18 protein-coding genes and 3 pseudogenes are annotated in these 21,713 nt (G+C 47.9%); 10 read left to right on the top strand and 11 right to left on the bottom strand.

Features of this window, described 5'->3' with window-relative positions; all coding sequences use genetic code 11:
• The first annotated feature begins 249 nt into the window (after positions 1 to 249).
• On the top strand, positions 250 to 2,928 hold the full coding sequence (locus H6F88_RS14860) for a PAS domain S-box protein (protein WP_242050561.1): 2,679 nt from the start codon (positions 250 to 252) through the stop codon (positions 2,926 to 2,928).
• 28 nt (positions 2,929 to 2,956) lie between these two features.
• Here the strand turns inward: H6F88_RS14860 and H6F88_RS14855 are convergent, their stop codons facing one another.
• The gene (locus H6F88_RS14855) at positions 2,957 to 3,946 is read right to left on the bottom strand and encodes a stage II sporulation protein M (protein ID WP_190643536.1); all 990 of its coding nucleotides are present in this window, start codon (positions 3,944 to 3,946) and stop codon (positions 2,957 to 2,959) included.
• A 106-nt stretch (positions 3,947 to 4,052) separates the two neighbouring features.
• On the opposite strand from H6F88_RS14855, the gene H6F88_RS14850 reads away from it, so the two are divergent.
• Positions 4,053 to 5,012 carry a glycerophosphoryl diester phosphodiesterase membrane domain-containing protein gene (locus H6F88_RS14850; RefSeq protein ID WP_190643535.1) on the top strand — a complete coding sequence of 320 codons (960 nt, stop codon included), beginning with the start codon at positions 4,053 to 4,055 and terminating at the stop codon, positions 5,010 to 5,012.
• 122 nt (positions 5,013 to 5,134) lie between these two features.
• Entirely contained in the window at positions 5,135 to 5,938 is an 804-nt protein-coding gene (locus tag H6F88_RS14845) for an RDD family protein (RefSeq protein WP_190643534.1), read from the top strand.
• Between the two features lie 135 nt (positions 5,939 to 6,073).
• On the opposite strand, the gene H6F88_RS14840 is transcribed toward H6F88_RS14845, so the two are convergent.
• Entirely contained in the window at positions 6,074 to 7,534 is a 1,461-nt protein-coding gene (locus H6F88_RS14840; protein WP_190643533.1) for a glycoside hydrolase family 13 protein, read from the bottom strand.
• A gap of 196 nt (positions 7,535 to 7,730) precedes the next feature.
• Between H6F88_RS14840 and H6F88_RS14835 the strand changes: the two genes are divergently transcribed.
• Both H6F88_RS14835 and H6F88_RS14830 read left to right on the top strand, forming a co-directional pair.
• Positions 7,731 to 8,180 carry a DUF3531 family protein gene (locus H6F88_RS14835; RefSeq protein WP_190643532.1) on the top strand — a complete coding sequence of 150 codons (450 nt, stop codon included), beginning with the start codon at positions 7,731 to 7,733 and terminating at the stop codon, positions 8,178 to 8,180.
• A gap of 134 nt (positions 8,181 to 8,314) precedes the next feature.
• Positions 8,315 to 8,743 (top strand): NUDIX hydrolase, encoded by a 429-nt coding sequence (locus H6F88_RS14830; RefSeq protein WP_190643531.1) that lies wholly within the window; start codon positions 8,315 to 8,317, stop codon positions 8,741 to 8,743.
• Between the two features lie 28 nt (positions 8,744 to 8,771).
• Here the strand turns inward: H6F88_RS14830 and H6F88_RS14825 are convergent, their stop codons facing one another.
• On the bottom strand, positions 8,772 to 9,536 hold the full coding sequence (locus H6F88_RS14825; protein ID WP_190643530.1) for an anti-sigma factor: 765 nt from the start codon (positions 9,534 to 9,536) through the stop codon (positions 8,772 to 8,774).
• An 8-nt stretch (positions 9,537 to 9,544) separates the two neighbouring features.
• Positions 9,545 to 10,135 (bottom strand): sigma-70 family RNA polymerase sigma factor, encoded by a 591-nt coding sequence (locus H6F88_RS14820; protein WP_190643529.1) that lies wholly within the window; start codon positions 10,133 to 10,135, stop codon positions 9,545 to 9,547.
• A 342-nt stretch (positions 10,136 to 10,477) separates the two neighbouring features.
• On the opposite strand from H6F88_RS14820, the gene H6F88_RS14815 reads away from it, so the two are divergent.
• The gene (locus H6F88_RS14815) at positions 10,478 to 10,660 is read left to right on the top strand and encodes a hypothetical protein (protein ID WP_190643528.1); all 183 of its coding nucleotides are present in this window, start codon (positions 10,478 to 10,480) and stop codon (positions 10,658 to 10,660) included.
• An 82-nt stretch (positions 10,661 to 10,742) separates the two neighbouring features.
• Positions 10,743 to 10,874: pseudogene (locus H6F88_RS34490) on the top strand (Uma2 family endonuclease); the annotation flags it as partial.
• Between the two features lie 137 nt (positions 10,875 to 11,011).
• On the opposite strand, the gene H6F88_RS14805 reads toward H6F88_RS34490, so the two are convergent.
• Positions 11,012 to 12,385 (bottom strand): hypothetical protein, encoded by a 1,374-nt coding sequence (locus tag H6F88_RS14805; protein WP_190643526.1) that lies wholly within the window; start codon positions 12,383 to 12,385, stop codon positions 11,012 to 11,014.
• A gap of 360 nt (positions 12,386 to 12,745) precedes the next feature.
• Between H6F88_RS14805 and H6F88_RS14800 the strand changes: the two genes are divergently transcribed.
• Positions 12,746 to 13,633, top strand: a complete 888-nt coding sequence (locus tag H6F88_RS14800; RefSeq protein ID WP_190643525.1) for a pirin family protein — start codon at positions 12,746 to 12,748, stop codon at positions 13,631 to 13,633.
• Positions 13,634 to 13,639: 6 nt separating this feature from the next.
• Here H6F88_RS14800 and H6F88_RS14795 read toward each other — a convergent pair whose 3' ends face one another.
• The 5 genes from H6F88_RS14795 to H6F88_RS14775 all read right to left on the bottom strand — a co-directional run bounded on the left by H6F88_RS14795 (position 13,640) and on the right by H6F88_RS14775 (position 18,838).
• Positions 13,640 to 15,061 carry a hypothetical protein gene (locus H6F88_RS14795; RefSeq protein ID WP_190643524.1) on the bottom strand — a complete coding sequence of 474 codons (1,422 nt, stop codon included), beginning with the start codon at positions 15,059 to 15,061 and terminating at the stop codon, positions 13,640 to 13,642.
• Between the two features lie 280 nt (positions 15,062 to 15,341).
• Positions 15,342 to 16,457 (bottom strand): PEP-CTERM sorting domain-containing protein, encoded by a 1,116-nt coding sequence (locus H6F88_RS14790; RefSeq protein ID WP_190643523.1) that lies wholly within the window; start codon positions 16,455 to 16,457, stop codon positions 15,342 to 15,344.
• Between the two features lie 427 nt (positions 16,458 to 16,884).
• A complete protein-coding gene (locus tag H6F88_RS14785) occupies positions 16,885 to 17,343 on the bottom strand; it encodes a hypothetical protein (RefSeq protein WP_190643522.1) in 459 nt (152 codons plus the stop codon).
• A 514-nt stretch (positions 17,344 to 17,857) separates the two neighbouring features.
• Positions 17,858 to 18,421, bottom strand: coding sequence for a DNA starvation/stationary phase protection protein Dps (gene dps / locus H6F88_RS14780; RefSeq protein ID WP_190643521.1), 564 nt, complete (start codon positions 18,419 to 18,421; stop codon positions 17,858 to 17,860).
• A gap of 183 nt (positions 18,422 to 18,604) precedes the next feature.
• Positions 18,605 to 18,838 carry a hypothetical protein gene (locus tag H6F88_RS14775; RefSeq protein ID WP_190643520.1) on the bottom strand — a complete coding sequence of 78 codons (234 nt, stop codon included), beginning with the start codon at positions 18,836 to 18,838 and terminating at the stop codon, positions 18,605 to 18,607.
• A gap of 150 nt (positions 18,839 to 18,988) precedes the next feature.
• Between H6F88_RS14775 and H6F88_RS14770 the strand changes: the two genes are divergently transcribed.
• Together H6F88_RS14770 and H6F88_RS34485 are read left to right on the top strand one after the other, a co-directional pair.
• A complete protein-coding gene (locus tag H6F88_RS14770; RefSeq protein ID WP_242050559.1) occupies positions 18,989 to 21,154 on the top strand; it encodes a flavin-dependent dehydrogenase in 2,166 nt (721 codons plus the stop codon).
• 120 nt (positions 21,155 to 21,274) lie between these two features.
• Positions 21,275 to 21,559, top strand: a pseudogene (locus H6F88_RS34485) (DUF3303 family protein).
• A gap of 56 nt (positions 21,560 to 21,615) precedes the next feature.
• Here the strand turns inward: H6F88_RS34485 and H6F88_RS33390 are convergent.
• Positions 21,616 to 21,713 (bottom strand): annotated as a pseudogene (locus H6F88_RS33390) (IS982 family transposase); the annotation flags it as partial.

The following is a 21,713-nucleotide window of genomic DNA, read 5'->3' as shown; positions in this document are numbered from 1 at the left end:
TCTGACCCTTCCTACAGGCTGCATCTAAAACAGACGTAGAAACAGTCAGCGGTCAGTTCGCCCAGTGCTCCTTTGATTCATTCGATTCGCAATAGTATCTGTTCTACCTGGTTTTGTTAGTCTCCTGAGTTTGACAGTTTTGCCCCATCTACAAAATTCTCAATCGGGAGAGCAATTGCTATTAAGTTCTGACAATTTCTAATAGCAATTTCGACTGCTTCTAAACACAAGTTTTTCCAACACAAGCGAATGAAAACAACCCAGCCTCACGAGATAGCGGCGAGGCCCAACCCCTTGCTTCAGCATCGCATGTTCAATGAAACTCACTACAGCGAGAAAATTCAGGCAGAAATTCAGCAGCGGTTTGGATTTGTTCCGCCTTTCTTTGCACCAGCGATGCAGAACCCTCTGGTGCTAGAAAATTTGTGGCATCAGACTCTTCAGCTTTATGTCAACAATCCACTGCCTGCCTTATTTAAGGAAAAACTTTCTGCTTATTTGTCTCGCTTTTGTGCGGTTCCGTACTGCATGATCTGCCACAGCTGTTCCCTTTTTGAATTGGGGATGGAGTCGTGCCAAATTCTAGAATTGCTGGAGTCTTCTCCCCCCATCGAAACCGAAGTTGACCAGCATTTAGACTTTTTGGCAAAACAATCTGCTCTATTAGAGTTTCCGGAGCCAAATTCTGGACTGGAAGCTAGCATCCTAACCTGCGCAATTTTCATTGCCCTGCAACATGATCGGGCTGAGTGTTGTCGCACTGAGCTACGCCGATTGTTGGGAGCGACCCTCTATCAATATCTAACTCTTTTTATTGCTTATATTAAAACCTGCCATATTTGGATGGAGTCTAATCCAAACGTGGTTTATGAGGCTGATCGACGAGTCCAGAACTACTTTAAAGATTTAACGGAAGGTGAGCCTGCACTGGCTGACTTCTTTGTGAACTATTGGGAACGGGTGCAGCGCGATCGCCAAACCTGGGCAGCACAGCAAGCGGCGATCGCTGAACGCAAACGCAGTGAAGCCGCGATACGAGACATCGCAGTCGAAAACCTGCGCCTAGCTCGCGTAGTAGCTGCCACCTCAGAGGGCATCCTGATTACTGATCCCAACCAGCCCGATAACCCAATCATTTACTCGAATCCAGCCTTCTCTCGAATCACAGGATACGAGCCAGAGGAAATCATCGGGCGCAACTGTCGCTTTTTGCAAGGCGCAGACACCGACCCTCAAACAGTTGCTCAGCTCAGGCAGGCAATTCAGCAGCAGCAAGAGATCAAAACCACACTGCTGAACTACCGCAAAGACGGACAACCCTTTTGGAATGAGCTAAAAATTTCTCCGGTTTTATCAGAAACGGGTGAACTGCTCTACTTCGTTGGATTCCAAACTGATGTAACTGAGCAAAAACAGGCAGAACAAAAAATTTGTGAACAGGCTGCTCTGCTCGATGTCGCCACAGATGGGATTTTTGTCCGTGACTTAAACCATCAAATTCTGTTTTGGAGCAAAGGCGCAGAACGGCTCTACGGCTGGAAAGCAGAAGAAATTCTAGAGCAAAATGCGATCGAGTTACTCAATCCAGTCACCACACCTCAACTCACTACTGCCTTCAAAACCGTTGTTGAAACTGGGGAATGGCAAGGTGAGTTACAGCAAGTGACTCAAACCGGCAAATCAATCATGGTTGAAAGCCGCTGGACATTGATGCGCGACCAGTCTGGGCAGCCTAGGGCCGTTTTGGTGGTCAACACCGATATTACCGAGAAAAAACAGCTTGAAGCACAGTTTCTCCGAGCACAGCGGATGGAGAGCATCGGCACCTTGGCTAGTGGCATCGCTCACGATCTGAACAATGAGCTAACTCCGATCTTGGCGTCAGCACAACTGTTGCTAATGCACTCCAAAATTCAGGAGAACAAACGCCAGCAGCTGTTAGAAAACATTCAAAACAGCGCCAAACGGGGTGCAACTTTAATTAAGCAGGTTCTCTCTTTTGCACGAGGTGTAGAAGGCAAGCGAACGGTGCTGCAAATCCGACATTTGATATCAGAAATTCGGCAGATCGTTCAAGAAACTTTTCCCAAATCGGTTGAGGTTCATTTAGATTTACCGAACGATTTGTGGCTAGTGTCTGGAGATGCAACGCAACTCCACCAGGTACTGATGAATCTCTGTGTGAATGCTCGGGATGCGATGACGGACGGGGGAATGCTGAGCCTGAGTGCAACAAATCTGTGGATTGATGAAAACTATACGCGAATGAACCTAGATGCTCAGATTGGTGCATACGTGATGGTTTCAGTCGCAGATACGGGAATGGGCATTCCTCCAGAAGCACTGGATCGAATCTTTGAACCCTTTTTCACTACAAAAGAGTTAGGTAAAGGAACAGGTTTAGGACTTTCTACGGTGCTTGGCATTGTCAAAAGTCACGGCGGTTTTGTGGAGGTCTTAAGTTCGGTTGACAGTGGCACCCAGTTTAAGATCTATATTCCTGCGGTGCAGGATGTTGAGACACTGTCTGTCCAGGAAGATGAACCTGTGTCTGGTGAAGGTGAGTTAATTTTAGTGGTGGATGATGAGGCTGCTATTCGAGAGGTGAATCAAGCTTCGTTGGAAAGCCACAATTATCGAGTGTTAACCGCTTCTGATGGGATTGAGGCGATCGCCCAATACGTTCAGCGCAAAGATGAAATCAATCTGGTGTTGATTGATATGATGATGCCCTCAATGGACGGCATGACGGCAATTCGCACACTCAAAAAAATTGATCCGCAGGTAAAGATTATTGCAGTCAGCGGGCTTTTGTCTAACACCCAAATTCCTGAACCTGTAAACTCCAATATTCAGGCATTTTTGCCCAAACCTTACACTGCCAAGGAATTGGTGAGAACAATTCATCAAGTGTTGCAGCAAAAATAGGAGCGAAGCATTCGGACAATTACTTCCGCTATTTTCCCAAGTCGCCTGCCGAATGCTTTGCCCCTACAGGGTTTTGTTGCCTGAGATAGATCATTAACCCAATAAATAGCCCCGTCCCCACAATATATTTCAGCAAATCGGGAACTCCGGGATTGGGTGAGAAAAAGCCTTCAATGAACCCGGCGATCACTAGCATCGGCACCACACCAAAAATCAACTCAGCCGCTTGTTGGGCGTAGAGCTTCAGTGCATCAACTCGACGATACTGTCCTGGAAATAGGATGGCTCTGGCAAGCAGCAAGCCTGCTGCGGCTGCTAAAAAGATGGCGGGAATTTCTAGAGAACCGTGTGGAAAAACAAATGCCCAAAACGGATAAGCCAAATTGTTTTGCCCCACCAGAGCAGCGATCGCCCCAATCAGCGCTCCATTCAGCAGCAAAATGTAGGTGGTCAGCAGTCCAGCCGTGATTCCGCCTGCCAGAGCCATAAAAGAGACTTGGATGTTATTGATCAGAATATTGGTTGAGGCAAACGGCTCAATTCCAACAATGGAACCCATCCAAAGTTCCTGGCGATCGCGCACCTGTACAATCAAATCCTGCGGCACAATCAGCGATAGAAAAGTTGGGTCTTGCCACGCCAGCCACCAGCTGACTAACCCTGCAAAAATAGCCAAAGCCGCCGCCAGCGCAATGTAACCCGCCGATCGCTGCACCGCAGCCGGAAACCCCCAGCGATAAAACTCTAAAATGGCTTGCCATTCCTGCCGCCGTGACCCCTGATAGATTTGAGCATAGCTACGGGATGCCAAACTCTGTAAATCTTGCAGCAGCAACTGTCCGACGTTTTGGCTGCGGGCCCGCGCCAAGTCTGCTGATACTGAACGATAGAGGCTGGCTAACTCTCGAATTTGATGTGCCTCAAGCGTCTTTAGCCCGCGCTTCTCAACCTGGTTAAGCAAGGCATCTAGCTGTTTCCAGCTTTTTTCCCGGCGGGCAATCCAACGCTGAATGTTCATATTTTTTTACTACTGTTGGAGGCTTGTCTCAGCGTAGCTTAGGATAGCGTCAACTTCCGCCTTCACTTCTACATACGACATTATTAAAATTACGGGTAGATTGTTTATGACTGCTAACCCCAATCCTCAAAATCTGGTGCAACCGCTCGACGTCGGTAATGTGGTCAGTGCCGGAATTCAGCTTTACCGAACTCACTTTCAGCAATACATTGGCATTTCTCTAATCGCAACGCTGTGGGCACTATTGCCCTTTTTGTTGATTATTCCAATTATCTTGTTTTACACCGCAGTTCAAGCATATTACGGCACTTTAGGATTAGTGATTCCAGCTTGGATAGTCTTGACGATCTATTGTTCGGCTAAATATTTTGCTGGAGCAGGAGCGATCGCCCGCCTCGCCTTCACCACCTTAGTCAACCAACCTGAAAGCGTTGAAAGTGCAAAAAGATATGCCGACTCTCGCATGTGGAGCTTTTGGAATATCAACTTTTTGCTGTTGCTGATGTACTTAGGAGTGTACTTTGTGGCAGTGATTGCACTACTCATTGTCTTGGCTGCAACTGGAGCGTTCAGTTTACTCACCAACCCTGACCCATTCGCTCTTGCCAGCAATCCAGGACCACTGATCCTCACTGGTTTGTTTGTCTTACTCCTGGTGCTAGCAATTGTGTTTGTGTTCGTCTGGCTCAGTTCTCGACTGGCAGTTGCCGATTTGCCACTTGCAGTCGAAAGCGGCTCGAACGCTACACAATCCCTTGGACGCAGCTGGAATTTAACTCACAAAAGTGCTTGGCGAATTGCTCTAATTCTTTTTATTGCGTTTTTGATTACGATTCCTCTGCAGGCTCTAGCTCAGATATTAGTTAGCACATTTGACTCAATCCTAGCTGCCTCATTTCCACGAGAGTCTCCCACTTTTGCGCTGTTATCCTTCTCGACTAGCTATATTTTAGGGTTGGTTGCAGGTGTGTTAGTGTTACCTCTCTGGCAAGCGATCAAAGCAGTGATTTACAGCGATTTGCGCAGCCGCCGAGAGGGGTTGGGGTTAAAGTTACGCGATTCGTAATAGGACTCCTGCGTGAATGGTAGTGCGGCTTCGCTGCGCTACTATTCACGCCTCAAAAAGTGATTCACGCAGGATGTCTAATTCACTAAAGTCTAGAAATTGCCTATTCAGGACTACACACCATGCGCCTTTTCAATCGAATCACACTCTTAACTCCAGAAAGTGTAGAACTGGAGTTTACCCTAGCAGGGATTGGCAGCAGAGCCTTGGCATTGCTGATTGACTATCACATTGTCGCGTTTACGCTGATTGCTTTGTGGCTGCTTCTAGCATTGATTGCAGGGCAACTGCTTAGTTACCTGGATACCTTGGGATCAAATTATGCGGATTTACCCATTTGGCTACTGGCGATCGCCATCCTCATCACTTTTGTGATCGCCACTGGCTATTTTGTCTTCTTTGAGGTGACCTGGCAGGGACAAACCATCGGCAAACGGTTCGCTAAAATTCGCGTCATTCGAGATGATGGTAGACCTGTAGGTTTATCTCAGGCAGCACTGCGTGCTCTGTTGCGTCCGATTGATGACATTCTGTTTATTGGTGCTTTCCTGATCCTATTAGGACAAAAGGAAAAGCGAATTGGGGATTGGGTCGCAGGAACGCTGGTGGTACAGGAAGTTCGTCCAGTGGTGAAGGCAGCAATCGCTGTTTCTCAAGAGGCAGAAAAACTGGCCGCCGAATTACCCCAAATCACTGACCTATCAAAACTGTTGCCGGATGATTTTGCCGTGATTCGAGAGTATCTTCAAAGGCGAAACTTTATGGAGCGCAACGCCAAAAGTGAGTTGAGTTTACAGTTAGCTCGACAAGCCAGAAACTTGATTAACCTTGAAACCATTCCTGCTGGACTCACTTCAGATGAGTTTTTGGAAGCCGTTTATTTGGCTTATCAGCAACAGGAGAGAGGAATCAGGGATGAGGGATGAAAGACCGTCTGCTTCGCTCATTATGCGTTCCTAAGTTTCATCTGGATGCCGCTCAGGAGGCTCTGCCACTCGTTTTCAATAAACAGAGCCTCTGCATTCCCAGGCAGAGCCTTGGAACGAGTTCTTCCCTAATTCCTAATCCCCAACCCCCAGCACACAGCCACTGCGACCAGCAATCCTTAAAGCAATCCCTTGCTCTGATCGGTTGGTTTCGGCGTTTCCATGAAGTACTCGAAGCTGGTCCGGGGATAGGTTAGTTTCAGCGATCGCCAAATTAACTTCCGCAGGAGTTGTTCCGGCGTTAACCGCAACGATTACGGACTCGTTAGCCAGCGATCGCACGAAGGCATACACCATTCCTTCGGTGAGCAAGACCTGATAGGAACCGGTTCGCAGGGCAGGATAGTGATGGCGCAGGGCGACCAATTCCCGATGGTACTTAAGCAAGTCTAGATCCCAATTTGCTTCTGGGGGAAAGCTGCGACGAGAATCGGGATCAATGCCACCAGCCAAACCCACCTCATCGCCATAGTAAATGCTGGGTGCCCCCGGGAAGGTGAGCAGCAGCAGCGTTGAGAGCTTCACGCTATCGACATCGCCGCCTGCAATTGTCATGAGTCGAGCCGTATCGTGACTAGCTAGCAGGTTAAGCTGAGTGAGTTGAATCTCCCAAGGATAAAGCTGAAGCAAAGCCTGAATCTTAGCCGCATAGCCAGCCGCATCCAGTGCTGGATAGGGATGATAGTTAGGCGACTCAACATATTGTCGCTGGACGCGATCGCCTGCTGCAAACGCAATGGTCGGGCCAGTAAACAGATAGTTCATCACGCCATCAAACTGAGTCCCGTCAAGCCACTGGCGTGAATCCTCCCACACTTCTCCCACAATGTAAGCTTCAGGATTCACGGCTTTGACGCGATCGCGAAATTCTTGCCAAAAGCCTGGAGTCTTAATCTCAAACGGCACATCCAAGCGCCAGCCATCAACGCCAAATTTAAGCCAGAATTCCGCAATCTCCATGATGTATTCCTTGACGGCTGGATTGTCATGGTTAAACACGGGCAGCGCTCGGTTGCCCACCCAGCCTTCATAGTTAGCGGGGCGATCGCCATCATAGGGAGCTAGCGGCCAACCCTGTATCTTGAACCAGTCCAGCCAGGGTGAATAGGGCCCATTCTCCAGAATGTCATTAAAGAAGAAAAAGCCCCGACTGGCATGATTAAACACACCATCCAAAACTACTTTAATGTCGCGCTCATGAGCTTTTTCGAGCAAAGTTTTGAGCGCCAAGTTACCTCCCAACAGCGGATCAACCTGGTAATAATCGTGCGTATGATAACGATGATTACTAGCCGACTGAAAAATTGGGGTAAAGTAAACTGCATTAACTCCCAAGTCCTGCAAATAATCTAACCGCTCAATTACGCCCCACAAATCACCCCCTTTGTATCCTTGCAGGGTCGGTTCTGCTTCCCAAACTTCAAACGGAACGGTTTCCAGCACTCGTCGCAAAGGCTGAAGTCCTTTGGCAAAGCGATCGGGAAAAATTTGATAGAAAACAGCGTGCTTAACCCAGTTTGGAGTTTGAATTTGCATACGTTCAATACCAGTAATCCACTGTCCACTTGCGTCACAGCCATAGTACAAAGTCTTTTGCAGTCAGGCAGCATCCAAGAGGTAGAAGTGGAGAGCGAGTAATTCCCTTACTCTTTCACTCCCCTATTCCCCATCCCTCCCCATTGGCTCTACGATAAACTGACAGGCAGTCTCCCTGTTTCTCCTGGTAAGAGCTATGAAAGTAGAATTTCGCGAATATGATCCGTTCGATGTATGGATTTGGCTGGAATTTAGTACAGTTCCTTCGACAGCGGAGCAGCAATATATTGAGGAAGTGTTTAACTCCTGGTTTTTCCTGGGTAAGCTGGGCGGCTTTAATGCTGAGAATCTTCAGGTACAGGATACGGGTCTGGACATCAGCTACATGGACTATGACGGGGATGTAGCTGACAACAGCATGATGTCACTGATGCACAACATGGCTGAGTTTGAATATCAGGGTAACTGGGCCCGCTGCTGGTTTGACCTGGGGACTTCTGATGCGATCGCCCTCGACATTCTAATCAACACGCTCAACCAATTTAGCAAAGACTATGTCACCGTTGAGCGTTTGATCGTTGGTGGTGAAAATTCAGATTGGCCCATTCCTGCTACCAAGCGATCGTCATTTGCTGATAACAATTAGATGTCGGTTGGGTAGAACAAAGTGAAGTCCAATACTTGCTGGGATCTTGGCTGAGGTTCTGTCGGGTTTCGCTTTGCTGCACCCAACCTACAACACGGTTGCCATCTACATGGTTAAATGGATGAGTTTAATTAATGAATAAGCCAGGTCGGATTCGGGTGATCACTTTAGGGTTGATTCAGGATGGCGATCGTGTCTTCGTCTCGGAAGGATACGATCCTGTCAAGCAGGAAACCTTTTACCGAGCGTTGGGTGGCGGTATAGACTTTGGCGAAACCAGTCTAGATGCACTGAAACGAGAATTTCAGGAAGAACTTCAAGCAGAGTTGACCAATATTACTTATCTGGGCTGTGTAGAAAATCTGTTTGTTTATGATGGAAAAGCTGGACATGAGGTGATTCAAGTTTATCGCTGTGATTTTGTTGAACCAAGGTTTTATCAGCTAGAGTCAGTCACTTTCTATGAAGGAACTCATGCTCATCAAGCACTGTGGGTAAAGAGCGATCGCTTCAAAACAGGAGAATTGAGACTCGTACCGGAAGCATTTGTGGAATATCTGTAAGGCATTCGTCAGCAAGAGCCATACACCCTCAAAGACTGGTGATCATCACCGGTGCGCCCTCATGTCTTTGAGGTGCTGTTGCATCTTCTACCGTGATAGCAACCTTTGAAACCAGTTCTTCAGAGCGATAGACTCTAGGCACCGTAATAGTCTGAGAGACATTACCTTGAGCATCGACGTTTAATACCTCTGTTAAAATTGCCGACTTCGCATCCACCGTGAATGGTGCCCCGTGCTCTAGCACTGTCCACAACACATACACCTTCCCGGCAGGCAAAGGCGGCAAGTTCCTGACCGTCAAGGTTGCTTCCAGGGTGTCTGGGTTGACCACAACCATTGCTGAAGCATCCTCAACCGTTTCTGTTTGCAGCACATAGGTGAGTGTTTCGGACGGCATTTCGGCTTGGCTTGCCTGGAGCGCTTGCCGTAACTGATAATTGTTGATTCCCAAAGCGACAATCACCATAGCTGCTGCTGCACCCATTGCCTGATTCCAGGGAAATCGTCTCACTGGTTTTGCCACAGTGGTGCTGGGTCTACGCTGGGGATTCATCCCAGTAGCCTGTGCAGCCATAATTGCTGAGCGCAAATGGGGCGGAGGTTGCACTTCGACTGGCGCATAAGCTGTCTCCAAGGTACTTTGCATCTGTGCTACCTCGGCAGCGATCGCGGGGTCATTAGCTAAAAGCTGCTCAAATTCCATCGCCTCATCTGCATCGAGATCGCGCAGGACATAGCCTGCAATCATTAACTGTAAGTGTTCTGAATATTCTGAAGGCATCGACCTCGCCATAGCTGTGACTATTCCATGTAAGTTGTGAGAGATTGACGCAATTTAAGCAGTCCTCGCCGCGCTCTAGCCTTGACGGTTCCTAAAGGAATTTCTAGGCGCTCAGCAATCTCTGACTGGGTAAATCCATCGTAATAAGCCATCTTGAGAATTTGCTGCTGGCTCTCTGATAACTGCGCCAGCGCCATGCGGACTTCTTCCGATTGCTCACCCTGAAAGACATATTCCAATGGAGTATTGGAGTCCGTTTCCTGTGGATTTCCAGATTTCCAACGTCCTAAAAAGGAAAGAGTCGTATTGCGCGATCGCACCCGGTCAATCGCTCGCGATCGCGTCAAAATCGCTAGAAACGTCCTCAGCGACCCTCGCCTGGGTTCATAAGAAGTGGATCTAGTCAGGTTCAGAAAAACATCCTGGGTCAAATCCTCAGCCTCTTGAAGATTGCCCAAGACCTTAAACGCCAGCCCGTAGACGAGTCCAGCATGGCGATCGTAGAGAACGCCAAGAGCCTCTGCACGACCTGCCTTCAAAGACAGGTACAGTTCTGCATCGGTCTGACCTGACAGAGATTCTTCTGTGCTACCAGATTGCTCAGAATGCATGACGCATATTAAGAAAGTGGGCTTTGATGGGGCTACAGCTATCCTATGCGAATTGTGACTTCTAGCGATCATTTTGAGTTGTGCAAGCAAACACAACCTTAGTACGCAGTACACAGCAAATTGGACGCACTAATTTTCTAATCTCGCTAATTAGAATGATCTGACCTTCCCTGACTTTTCAATACCGACATTTGAAACTACCTCAATTAATTTAGTAAATATCAGGTTAAAGGATATCCAAATTTCTTGAACCTGAGTTCATCCAATACATCTCGGTGCTTCAAACGAAAAAAGCTACTCTCTACACTTCGTTTGAGATATCTAAATCAAGGAGTTCAAATTGTGCAGCTAAACTATCGTCATCAACTTACTTCAGACAACGTTGCTATCCCCGATCGTATCAGCACTTCAGACCTTCACTCAAAACTCACTTCAACTCACTACACCCCATCCAGACAACCCAACTTAACCGCACAGTGGATTGTTGAAAACGGCAAGCTAGTCTGTAAATGGATCGTGAATTAGTTCTGACAGTGACGAAGTATCTTGCAGGATAAGTAGGTGACTTAATTAAACGTAGGATGGATTGGCAAAGCGAAATCCATCGCATCACCCTTATCCTGAAAACATCTTTTGGCTAATTGAATACTCCAATTTCAGCTTGACCAAAGATCTGGAAGTGAAAACTACAGTTTATGCTCAGTCAAATATCCCAAAGTATTGGGTAGTTGATTTGCGCAGCGATCGCAGTCTCACAGGTGATAGCTTGAGGCGACAAAAGTTGCCTTCATTACAGACTCCCGAACCAACGAGAGAAAAAGATGATCGGCAAGCTTTTGTACTCCAAGATCATACAAGTCTAGCAAGAAAGCAATCTCATTCTCTTGGATAAATGGCGTTTTGAGGCCATGCAACCCCGTCGAGCGTGTTACCCAGTAATGTGGTGAAGGGAGTAACTGTACATTCAGAATATACGCCTGCACGATAGTAGGGTGAGTTTTGGATTAGTTCTAGTGCTGCTTCAGGATCTTGCTGCTGAACGAAATACAGGCGATCGCTCGGTGTGTTTGCTCTGCCATTGCCATAGAGCTGTCCTGCATAGCTGATGTGGTCTAAATGCAGTTCAAGATAGCGGAGATATCGGGGTCCAATGGTTGTGCGTAAATTCTCTGTATTAGGGGCAGTCGTACATTGAACCAGTTGAGTTTCAATGGCTTCCACCTGCCTTGGGCGACCCATCCAGTCAAGCGTAGCTTCTTGCGGAATGCCTAATTCGCCAACGTCCAATTGCACCAACTCTGGTTCAACAATATCTTCCTCTGAACTTGCCGAAAAGATGCCCCCATCTCCAACCACATAGATGCTATGGCGATCGCTTTCATTCACTCCAAAAGCTAGCGCCGTACTTCCAGTTACGCCTTGCTCGGCTGTGGCAATGGTGCGGTGGTTGCCATCCGGTGACAGCACTACAACTGAGTTGAAAATGTGGGTCGTGCCGTAGAGATTCCCTGTTGCAGAAAAAGCAAAATCATCCAGCACAATTCCTGAAAAAATCACTTCTGGTTCACCTGGAGAACCATCATCCTGAATCGGAACGCGAGTGACTGTTCCCTGACCCGAATTGGTGATATAAACTGCACCCTCAAAAAGTTTAATGCCGTTTGCACCCGGAATTGTCGGCATATCAGGGTTGGGGTTAAGGCTATCATGTCGTAACCAGGGCACAACCTGTTGAGTTTGTCTGTCAAACTGCCAAACCGTCCCGGACGTAGAGTCGGCAATCAGGAAAACTCCCGGACGAAACAAGGCTAACCCATTTAAAAAGCCTGCTTCTGGAACGGCTAACTCATACTCAAGGGTGCCATCTTCTGCAAACTCAAAAATATATTGCTCTCCTGTTTCTGCATGTCCTGTCGCGATTAGGGTTCCGTTGACATCTATACCTAGTCCAGCTAGCCCAACGTCTACTTGGCTAAAGATATCTGCCTCACCATTGAAGGTGCGACGAATAATTTGTCCTGTTTTGTTCTCTGTGATGTAAATCGTGCCGTCTACATCAATGACAATATTTTCAAGAAAGTATCCCCTGGGATAAGTTGCTAATGTCCTGGCAGGAACAAGCTCAACTGGAGGCTGAACCAAAGGTGGTGAAACATTCTCTTCCGGCTTAGAGGCTAGGGAAAACGGTGATAACGCGATCGCCAGACCTACTGCGCCTAGCATCAGCACAACATTATTGCGAAAATTCATAGATTTACCTGATAAAAGTTATTTTTGATTACTACAGTGCTGGAAAACCCTGGCGAGATACAAGCTTGGGTTCTAGCTGTGTTTCTATAGCAAAGTAAGTCGAGATGTGGCGATCGCTAAAGTTCTTCAACTTTCCTTAAGGAAGTGAACTCATTTACTTCATTGCGGTTGAAATCCTAATCAAATGATAAGGATGAAAGCTAGCAAAATGATAGAACTCACTGCTGGCTCTAGAGTTAGGTAGAAGTCTGGTCAGGTAGCAGGCATGACGTTTATGAGATTTCCCTATGATGAACCCAGCTTTGCTAACCGTGGGATGATGGTTATGATTTTTATTTGCACCTTTACTCCCTCACTTCCATGTCAATCCTTCAATTGGTCGAACCCGAGATTAAAGACTTAGGCGGATTTATTGCTCGTCGCAGTCTGCCTTATCCCAATCATCAAATGGTTGGTCCGTTTATCTTTTTTGATCAGCTTGGTCCGTCTGTATTACCTGCGAGTAAAGGCATTGATGTGCGACCGCATCCCCACATCAATCTAGCAACGGTGACTTACTTGTTTGAAGGAGCGTTGATGCACCGCGATAGTTTGGGCACGGTGCAGGAGATTCAACCAGGTGCAGTGAATTGGATGACTGCAGGAACCGGGATCGTTCACTCAGAGCGATCGCCCGATGCAGATCGTCGCCAGGAAGCTACGATTCACGGTATCCAAACCTGGGTTGCTTTGCCTGCTGAGCACGAAGAAACCGATCCCGGGTTTACTCACTATCCGGCTGAGGTCATGCCCACCTGGGCAGAAAACGGCGTAGTGATAAAACTCATTGCTGGACAGGCATCCGGCTATACCTCGCCTGTGAAAGTCTTTTCACCTATCCTCTACTTGGATGTGAACCTGTCTGCCAACACTCACTTTACTATCCCCACAGATTACTCAGAACGGGCAGTTTATGGTGTGACTGAAGGGCTTAGCCTGAATGATGAACCGTTGGCTCCCTATCACCTCGCTATTTTAGAACCAGGAAGTGAAGTAATCATTTCTTCCACAGCTGATGCGCGATGTGTGGTGATTGGAGGAGAACCATTGGGCGATCACTACAAATGGTGGAATTTTGTTTCCAGCCGACCTGAGCGAATTGAGCAAGCTAAAGCCGACTGGCGTGATGGTCGCTTTGCGACTGTACCTGATGAGACAGAATCCATTCCTTTACCCGAAGTGGTGACAGAGGCAAATCCTTTCTCCTAAAAGGAACTATGAGTTGGATACTTCCTGCGCCGAAAGCTCTGGCAGTGGGCAAACCCCATTGACTTCAAAGATGGCATTCCAAAACTCGCGAGAGCCGAGTTCTTTACGCTGGTGAGTGGCGATCGCTTGAAATAGCTGAGTCGTCGTCACCAGACAATAACCAAACAACTGCTGAGCCGCACGAATGCAATTAGAGGGAAAAGGTTCATTCCTTTGCTCAGGGGGGTGAGTGTAGTATGTATTGGCGATCAGAATGCCTTTGCCGCGCCAGTTTTGGTTTAGCATCAGGTCACGCACATATTGGTCAAGCTGACGCAAATCGTTGAGTGGCAATTCGCCTGCTCTGGTTTTGACCAGCAACATTCCTTCTCGACCTGACGGATCGGTCAGGTGCATGATGCCTCCACTAGAAGTGCTATCAGCCCCAATTTTGGCATCGCTCACCTGCGCCCCTAGTTCCCGCAAGGCATCACACACAATTAGCGTCAGTGCTTCCTGGTTTTGCTCATACAGCAATCGGTTAAGGCTAGTGGTAGCTTCAAGCTGCTTTTGCGCTAAGGCGATTTCTTGCTGGAGCCGCTCAATTTCTTTTTGGCGCTCGTTTACTTGGGCAGCGATCGCCTGCTGTTGCGGCAGTTGATAGGTCGCTACCCACTCTGGCGTAGCCACGTCTACCGACCGCCGATAGCGTTCGCGCAAAATCAGGCTAATTGCTTCGTCGGCTGAGATCTCAGTTGGTGGCGGTAGCCAGACCGCAACTCCAGAGGTGAGCAGTGGCTCCACCCCAGCATCCTTTCCTCTACGAGCTGGTAACGCTCGACTGCGATCGACATAGCCTGCCCGAAAAATTAGCTTAAAGGCGATCGCCTGGTTGAAGCGAGTGTGGGCGATCGCTCCCATACCCACCTGCAAGTTGTTTGCCCAGGGATGCACCACTCGCAGGTAGCCTGCTAATCCCATAAAGTGAGATTTGAATGAAGGCGTAGCGTAAAAAAACCAGCGCCGTACATGCTCAAAATAGTAGGCAAACTCTGGTTTGATATTGCGAATCACCTCTCCAGAATTAAACACAAACTCAGGAGTGACGGGCAACCACCAGCTCGTAGATTGATACAAGCTATTGTTGGCATCCACGCCCGGAAGCCCAATGCAAATGACTTCACTATTGGGGCTAAACAACAATCGAGCAATCTGCTGCCAGGTGGGAAGCCGTTCTGCTCTGATGCCAAAGTTAGATTGTTGCTCTAGAAATGAAACCAGGTTGAGGATGATGACATCGTAATCGCCCACGTTCAGATATCCTGGCAAATCATTCCAGGCAAACGCATCAACAGACTGCGTATGCAGCGCTGAACCGAGTACCAGAATTCGCTTTTGAGCAAGCTGAAGGGTTCGGGGTTGAGTTGGCGCGACTGTCGATACCTGCACCGGAGTAGCTCCAAACGAAGTGTCTTAGCCAACAAATGTTACAGCATAGACTCTAATTTATAAAATCGTGACACTCAATTTTATTTTGTTTATTCAGAGAATTTTTGATATGACAGAGTAGCAGGGACGAAAGGCGATCGCCCCTTCAGCAGCTTTACTCCTTTCCCACTAAAAGAGCAGGGATGCACCCCCGCGACGTGAGGGTGCATCCCTGCTCTTTTAGTACCTAATCTCAACCGGGAAGGGAGTAACTATAAGGCGCTATAAAATTACATCTCTACTAGTTGGACTGATGGCGATCGCCTCTCTTCCTTCCCATAAACATTGCACCCATTGCCACTAGCCCAAGGGTCAATGCAGGTTCTGGCACCACAATAGGGGAGTAGGTAATGCCGATCGGACGTTTCAAATTTGGATTTGTGGATACAAAGATAGGTCCAGTTTCACCCGTACCAGGCAACGGATCGCCCGTCTCTCCATCAAACCGCAGAATTGCGCCCTGGTTGCCTTTAGTAAAATCAAACCCAACGCTGTATAGCGTCCCGCTTGGGTCAAAGGTAAGACCCCCAACGAAATTGTTGCTCGGGGTTGTCCCCGTATAATTGGTTGATAGAGTATCGACTAAACTGCCCGTAAGCAAGTCATAGCGGCGAATATCATTTGCAAAATCGCTGACAAAGAGATCTCCATCTGCGCCAAACTCCAAACCTAGGAAACTCACGAAGCCAAAACTATCTGGCGATGGTGTAGGTTGTGGCACAAACACATCTGGTTCTGGTGCAGCCGCGAAAATGTTGTAGCGCAACACCTGACTTTCAAACAAGAATTCAATTCCACCTTTACCATCGGACACGCTGCCCTGAGTCGTGACGTAAAGGTTGCCATCTTCGTCAAACAACAGATCGTTTGGTCCATTCAGCCCATTCGCTGTACCCGCACCAAAAGCAAACACATCCAGAAACTTACCCGTGGTGCCATCAAAGCGCAAAATTTCATCGGAACGGAAACTGCTGACGTAGAGATTGCCGTCGGGACCAAAAGCATTGCCGTAGGGGCGGAGAAGGACTCCTCCCTGGTCAAATCTGCCTAAGAAATCTCCTGTCTTGCCATCAAACTTCAAAATTGCGCCAGAGGTTTCGGTTCCACTGCTGACATAAAGGTTGCCATCGGGACCATAGGTCAGGTCATCTGGGGACGTTAAGCCCCCCGTACCCGCAGCGATGAACTCACCGCCAAATCTACCTGTGCGTTCGTCAAAGATGACAACGTTGTTGCCCTCCGTATTGCCAACCAGCAAAGCTGCGTTTGCGCCTGACACACCACAGGTTAATGAAGCTAAGGTTCCTAAAAAGATAGAAGTTTGGACGCTAAGTAATTTCTGGTTAATTAAACGCATTCTTTCTAAAAGATGACAGCGCCCAATTATCCAAGCCAGTCAAAGTTATGAGTGTTTGTCGAGCTACAAATTTCTAGAAATTCACTGATGCTTCATCTTGTGTGAAGGTTATACCAACCCTCTTTCAAAGCTACATATTTTGGGACTGTCCGTGCACTTCGGAATACGGCACTGCTGCTCTAATGTATGAATTCCGTAGGGGCATGGCATTGTGTTACCCGACAGAGGGAATTGAGATCCGTGAATCGTACCCGCATTCAAGGACGCCCAAAACAAATAGTTTCTACAGAAACTTGCTCCGTAGATGAGTAGCTTAAAGCCAACTATATGAAGCCGCTAGAAACGTAACGCTAAGAACCCCAGATTCTTGGAGAATCTGGGGTTCTCAAACCTACATTAGATATGGGATGAGCGTTTTCCCTTCGAGTTATTCGGCATATTCGCTGAGGAACAGCTGATAACGATAGGTACCCTGGCTGGGACCAGCAAAATCGCCAATCCAGATGCGGTAGGTACCAGCGGGCCAGGCACCAGAGACTTCAGGCATCAAGCCATTCACATCATCTGAGCAGTAGCGACCATCTGGGCCTTCAACTAGCATCGTTACATCTCCCGGAGCTTCTACAAAGGCACGGAGATAGCTAAAGCCTTCGTTGACGGTGAGAACGTGATCTGGAGCGTCGGCAGAATCTACGTAGCCGCAGTCAGAGGTAGAACGACCGCCCCCAGACATGCCTGTGCCGATCTGTGGATCAGGCAAGAAACCTGGAGTCAGGTTGAAGGAACCGTAATCCTGAGCTTTAGCTTGTTGGGGTAGAGCAAAAACAATGCCAGCACTCAAAGCACAGGTGGTTAAAGCGATCGCAGAATTCTTGAGGATGTTCATAGTTCGGGAAAGTTGTCTTAAGAATCAGGTGTTCATGATTAATAGCACAGTAAAAAACAGGTAGGTGTCGTTTGTTACAATTGCTGCGTGATGATTTGGTTAAGCAGCTTGAAGCAAACGTGAAGCTAAAAAGTCAAATTGTTGACCATCTTTTTGCAGTTAGAGTTTGAGAATAAGTTGAACTAACGCAATTCGAGATGTTCCTTCTTTTGACTTTTAGTAGATGGTTGATTGTCCTGCTGTGCTATTGATATTGGGAACTACACTGGCTGCCAGAGCTTTTCCGGTGGCGTAAAACATCCAATAAAATTGCAGTTTTATGCAATGCATTAGAAGAGATTTAGATATATTTTGGAAGAAGAATTATTTTTTATATAAAGGCTTGTTGAAGTCTTTATCTACATAAAAAAATACTGAGGAAGCGATCGCCCCTCAGTATAGATAAAATATTGTTCTATTCAGTTAACAGCGATTCATCTTGAACCCGGTGTAATTACGGTTAACCGAGAATAAACTATTTGCTTTTTGCTTTGACTTTCTCTTGGATAGTAGCCCCATCCTTGCTGGCAGTCTCAGGAGCCTGCAAGTGAGCTTCCAGGAACCAAAGGCGCTTATCGATTGTGCGGGAAACCTCGGTGTAAAGGTCAGCTGTATCGGCATCCCCCAAGTCGTCAGTTTGGGCGATCGCTTCCCGCAAAGACTTAGCATAAGGGGCAAAGCGATCGGCCAGCGCCACAATGTGGTCTTTCCCGCTTAGGATGTCAAACGGATATTCTGGCAAGGTTGACTGACTGGCAGCAACGCGAGCCGTTCCAAGCGCCAAACCGCCCAAGGCAGTAACCCGCTCAGCAAACATATCAGTGTACTCTTCCAACTCCGTGGCCATCTCATCAAATAGCTCATGAAGCTGATAGAAGTCCATCCCTTTAACGTTCCAGTGAGCCTGTTTGACCTGAGTCTTGAGATCGAGTGTAGAAGCCAGGGTCTGATTTAGAATGGCAATGACTTGAGTACGAACCTCAACGGAAATATCAATGCGAGTCGGATAGAGAGTCTGGCTACGACCATTAGTACTCATACGCCTGTGTCCTGGTAAGACGGTTAGATCATCAACATTAGTCGAAAAGCAGGCGTTGACGAAACCGTATGCTTAGAGGACGTAGGTCAAGGAGCGATCTTTCTTTTGGTAGCGGCTGATAGGGAGGTGGGAGTGATAGGGTGATGCGTTTATCTACTCCGTTATCCTACTTCCCCACTTTATCTACGGGAGGCTTTCCCAAGCCTGGGCAACAATTTCACTCAGCCACACCCTGCTTTGCCAATCGAGTAGACTGTCATCCGCTAAAACTTCGGCTCTCAGATCTTCTAAAGATTGCCCCTTAGACCGAGCCACGCCGATGACTCCAGCGATCGCCGCTGCAATTAATTCTTCATCTACACGCTGCTGTCTAAGAGCAACAACTTCTTGAGGGCTAGCCGGAATGGGATAATTCATAGCTGGTTAATAAAACGTTCACTCCTTTAACAAATATGAGAAACCTGTAAAGTTTTTTAAGCTATTTCATGGTAATCGGAAGTGTAGCGCACTTTCAAACTTTGTCAACCTGCTTTCAGCATTAAACTGATTGGAGTTAATATCAGCGAAATGAAAGAGATTCTTTATATCGAGATCCCCACCCCTAATGTTGCGGCTGTTCGAGCGTGGTTGCAGCAGCAGTTTGAATTTAAATCTGGAGAAAAAGTCATCACTCCAGATGGCTTTTGCCTCAGATATCCTAAAGCTACACTTCAAGCTGCATCCCTTTCAGAAACGACTGAAAAATTACCATCTGAGCTTTCTGTTTTTGTTTGGTCAGTTCAGCGAACGGCCTATCTAAAGGTGTTTCGCTGGGCAAGCCAGCCAATCGCAGACGAGCGCCTGCTGGTGCAGCAGTTGACGAAAGGATTGCGGGTTCAGTTTCCCAATCAGTATCCGGTGCCCCCGGCGATCGCCCCTGGACAATCTATTTTTGAGGCGTTAGCGGCAAACTACCCCAAAACAGTGAAGTACTTCCAGGACATGCCCAACGGGGAATATGACCTGAACCGAGCCTATTGGTGGGAACAGCGCTGGCGGGAAGGCGTAAAGAATCCGAAACAGCCCAAACAGGTAATCTTTGCAGCGTCAGAAGGACAAGGTCAACAGGATGCTGAAACTGCCCATCAGTCGTCTACAGAATCTCCTTACGATTTAATTTATATTGGCGGTGCGCTTGGGGTGATTCATGCTGCAGTGATGGCGCGGTTGGGCTACCGGGTGCTGCTGATCGAACGGCTGCCGTTTGGTCGAATGAATCGGGAGTGGAATATCTCCCGCGACGAGTTTCAAAGCCTGATCGACCTGGGTCTGTTTACCCCCGCCGAGTTTGAAAGCATGATTGCGCGGGAGTATGTAGACGGGTTCCACAAGTTTTTTGATGCAAACAATCCGCCCCAGTGTAAAGCCCCAGTTCTTAAAACTCCAACAGTTCTGAATGTGGCGCTAGACACGGAAATACTGCTGCGGCTGTGTGGCGACAAGCTAAAAGCTGCAGCTGGCGAAATTTTGGATGAGACAGAGTTTATTCGGGCAGAGGTGACTGGCGATCGCGTCACCGTTCTAGCTAAATACCTGCCAACTCAGGCAACCCAAAAGCTAGAAGGACGACTACTCGTAGATGCAATGGGCACAGCTTCCCCGATTGCCTGGCAGCTTAATGGCGGACGAGCCTTTGATAGCGTTTGCCCAACTGTCGGAGCTGTGGTTGAGAGCGGATTTGAGCCGCAGGTCTGGGATGCCCACTATGGCGACGTGCTGAACAGCCACGGCGACATCTCGCGCGGACGACAGTTAATTTGGGAACTGTTCCCAGGTGCAAATGATGAGTTGACGATTTATCTATTTCACTACCACCAGGTGAATGCCGAAAATCCCGGTTCGCTCCTGGAAATGTATGAGGATTTCTTCACCATTCTGCCGGAATATCGCCGCTGCGACCTGAGCAAACTGAAATGGCGAAAGCCCACATTTGGCTACATTCCGGGTCACTTCAGCACGAGTGGGAGCGATCGCCAAATTGCCTTTGATCGCCTCGTTTCGATTGGGGATGCTGCCTCTTTGCAATCGCCTCTTGTGTTTACCGGATTTGGTTCTCTTGTGCGAAACCTGTCCCGCCTCACCGATTTGCTCGATACGGCGTTGTGCCATGACTTGCTCAAAGCCAAACACCTGAACCAGATTCGCGCTTACCAGAGCAACATTTCTGTCACCTGGCTATTTTCCAAGGGCATGATGGTGCCGACAGGTCAATTTCTGTCGCCGCAAAAGGTTAACGCTATGCTGAATACCTTCTTTGGCATTTTGGCAGGCGAATCGCCCGCTGTGGCAGACAGCTTCATCAAAGACCGGGGAAGCTGGCTTGACTTTAACCGTATGGCAATCAAAGCCGCCTGGAGAAATCCGTCTCTGCTGCTGTGGATTTGGCAGCTTGCAGGCGCAAAAGACCTGGTGCGCTGGCTTGGCAGCTACCTCAACTTTACGATTAGCGCTTTGATTAGCTGGTTATTTCGCTGGGTACCTGGCTTTGCCCAACAGATTCAACCCTGGCTAGAGCCTCGCTATCCCGCAGTTTGGCTGTGGCTGCTAGCCCAAAGCTATGCCCTTACTTACGGTATGGGGCGACCGCTTGCACGGATCAAGGCGGGGGGAGAAGAGGGGCGATCGCTTACACCTTCCACTTCCCTCAAATCAGTAGCCGACGTCAGCTCAACCCAAGCTAAACCTGACCCCTAAAAGGTGCATCAACTCTAGTAGTTCTAAATTAGTTGTGGAATGATGTGTTGTGAGAGATACACCTCAGAACGGTGTGCTCACAACACTTTTGAGATCGCTGTAGAACTTAGGAACTACTAAATGCTGTTCATGATTGTTGAGCGATTCAAAGACAACGATATGCTGCCAATTTATAAGCGTGTCCGCGACGAAGGCAGAATGTTTCCTGAAGGACTTAAATACATTGATAGCTGGGTAGAGCCAAATTTCAGCAGATGCTTTCAACTCATGGAATGTGATGATCTGCGGTTGATCCAGGAATGAATTTTGAAGTGGCGTGGTTCAGGCGCAATTTTTGAAATTGTCCCAGTCGTAAGCAGCAAGGAAACTCAACAGGTTGTTAGTCCATTTCTTGACCACTTGTGAACTGGTCTGAAATATCAACCCTTTGCCCAAATAAGTCTATCTAACGTCAATTCGGCTTAAGCAAACGCAGGCAGAGCAGTGTCAATGAGCAGGGAGGGCTTCTTGGGTTGGTGGCAGTAGGCGATCAAGCCACAGACTAAGTTTACCAGGCAGT

Source organism: Oculatella sp. FACHB-28, assembly GCF_014696015.1.
Lineage (GTDB): Bacteria > Cyanobacteriota > Cyanobacteriia > Elainellales > Elainellaceae > JAAUTN01.
The sequence above is the reverse complement of the archived record's forward strand: the minus strand, read 5'-3'. Positions and strand labels throughout refer to the sequence as shown.

Bases quoted from the DNA above. Each gene is read 5' to 3' on its own strand.
- H6F88_RS14860 (WP_242050561.1), top strand. From the start codon at position 250: ATGAAAACAACCCAGCCTCACGAGATAGCGGCGAGGCCCAACCCCTTG.
- H6F88_RS14855 (WP_190643536.1), bottom strand. From the start codon at position 3,946: ATGAACATTCAGCGTTGGATTGCCCGCCGGGAAAAAAGCTGGAAACAG.
- H6F88_RS14850 (WP_190643535.1), top strand. From the start codon at position 4,053: ATGACTGCTAACCCCAATCCTCAAAATCTGGTGCAACCGCTCGACGTC.
- H6F88_RS14845 (WP_190643534.1), top strand. From the start codon at position 5,135: ATGCGCCTTTTCAATCGAATCACACTCTTAACTCCAGAAAGTGTAGAA.
- H6F88_RS14840 (WP_190643533.1), bottom strand. From the start codon at position 7,534: ATGCAAATTCAAACTCCAAACTGGGTTAAGCACGCTGTTTTCTATCAA.
- H6F88_RS14835 (WP_190643532.1), top strand. From the start codon at position 7,731: ATGAAAGTAGAATTTCGCGAATATGATCCGTTCGATGTATGGATTTGG.
- H6F88_RS14830 (WP_190643531.1), top strand. From the start codon at position 8,315: ATGAATAAGCCAGGTCGGATTCGGGTGATCACTTTAGGGTTGATTCAG.
- H6F88_RS14825 (WP_190643530.1), bottom strand. From the start codon at position 9,536: ATGGCGAGGTCGATGCCTTCAGAATATTCAGAACACTTACAGTTAATG.
- H6F88_RS14820 (WP_190643529.1), bottom strand. From the start codon at position 10,135: ATGCATTCTGAGCAATCTGGTAGCACAGAAGAATCTCTGTCAGGTCAG.
- H6F88_RS14805 (WP_190643526.1), bottom strand. From the start codon at position 12,385: ATGAATTTTCGCAATAATGTTGTGCTGATGCTAGGCGCAGTAGGTCTG.
- H6F88_RS14800 (WP_190643525.1), top strand. From the start codon at position 12,746: ATGTCAATCCTTCAATTGGTCGAACCCGAGATTAAAGACTTAGGCGGA.
- H6F88_RS14790 (WP_190643523.1), bottom strand. From the start codon at position 16,457: ATGCGTTTAATTAACCAGAAATTACTTAGCGTCCAAACTTCTATCTTT.
- H6F88_RS14785 (WP_190643522.1), bottom strand. From the start codon at position 17,343: ATGAACATCCTCAAGAATTCTGCGATCGCTTTAACCACCTGTGCTTTG.
- dps (WP_190643521.1), bottom strand. From the start codon at position 18,421: ATGAGTACTAATGGTCGTAGCCAGACTCTCTATCCGACTCGCATTGAT.
- H6F88_RS14775 (WP_190643520.1), bottom strand. From the start codon at position 18,838: ATGAATTATCCCATTCCGGCTAGCCCTCAAGAAGTTGTTGCTCTTAGA.
- H6F88_RS14770 (WP_242050559.1), top strand. From the start codon at position 18,989: ATGAAAGAGATTCTTTATATCGAGATCCCCACCCCTAATGTTGCGGCT.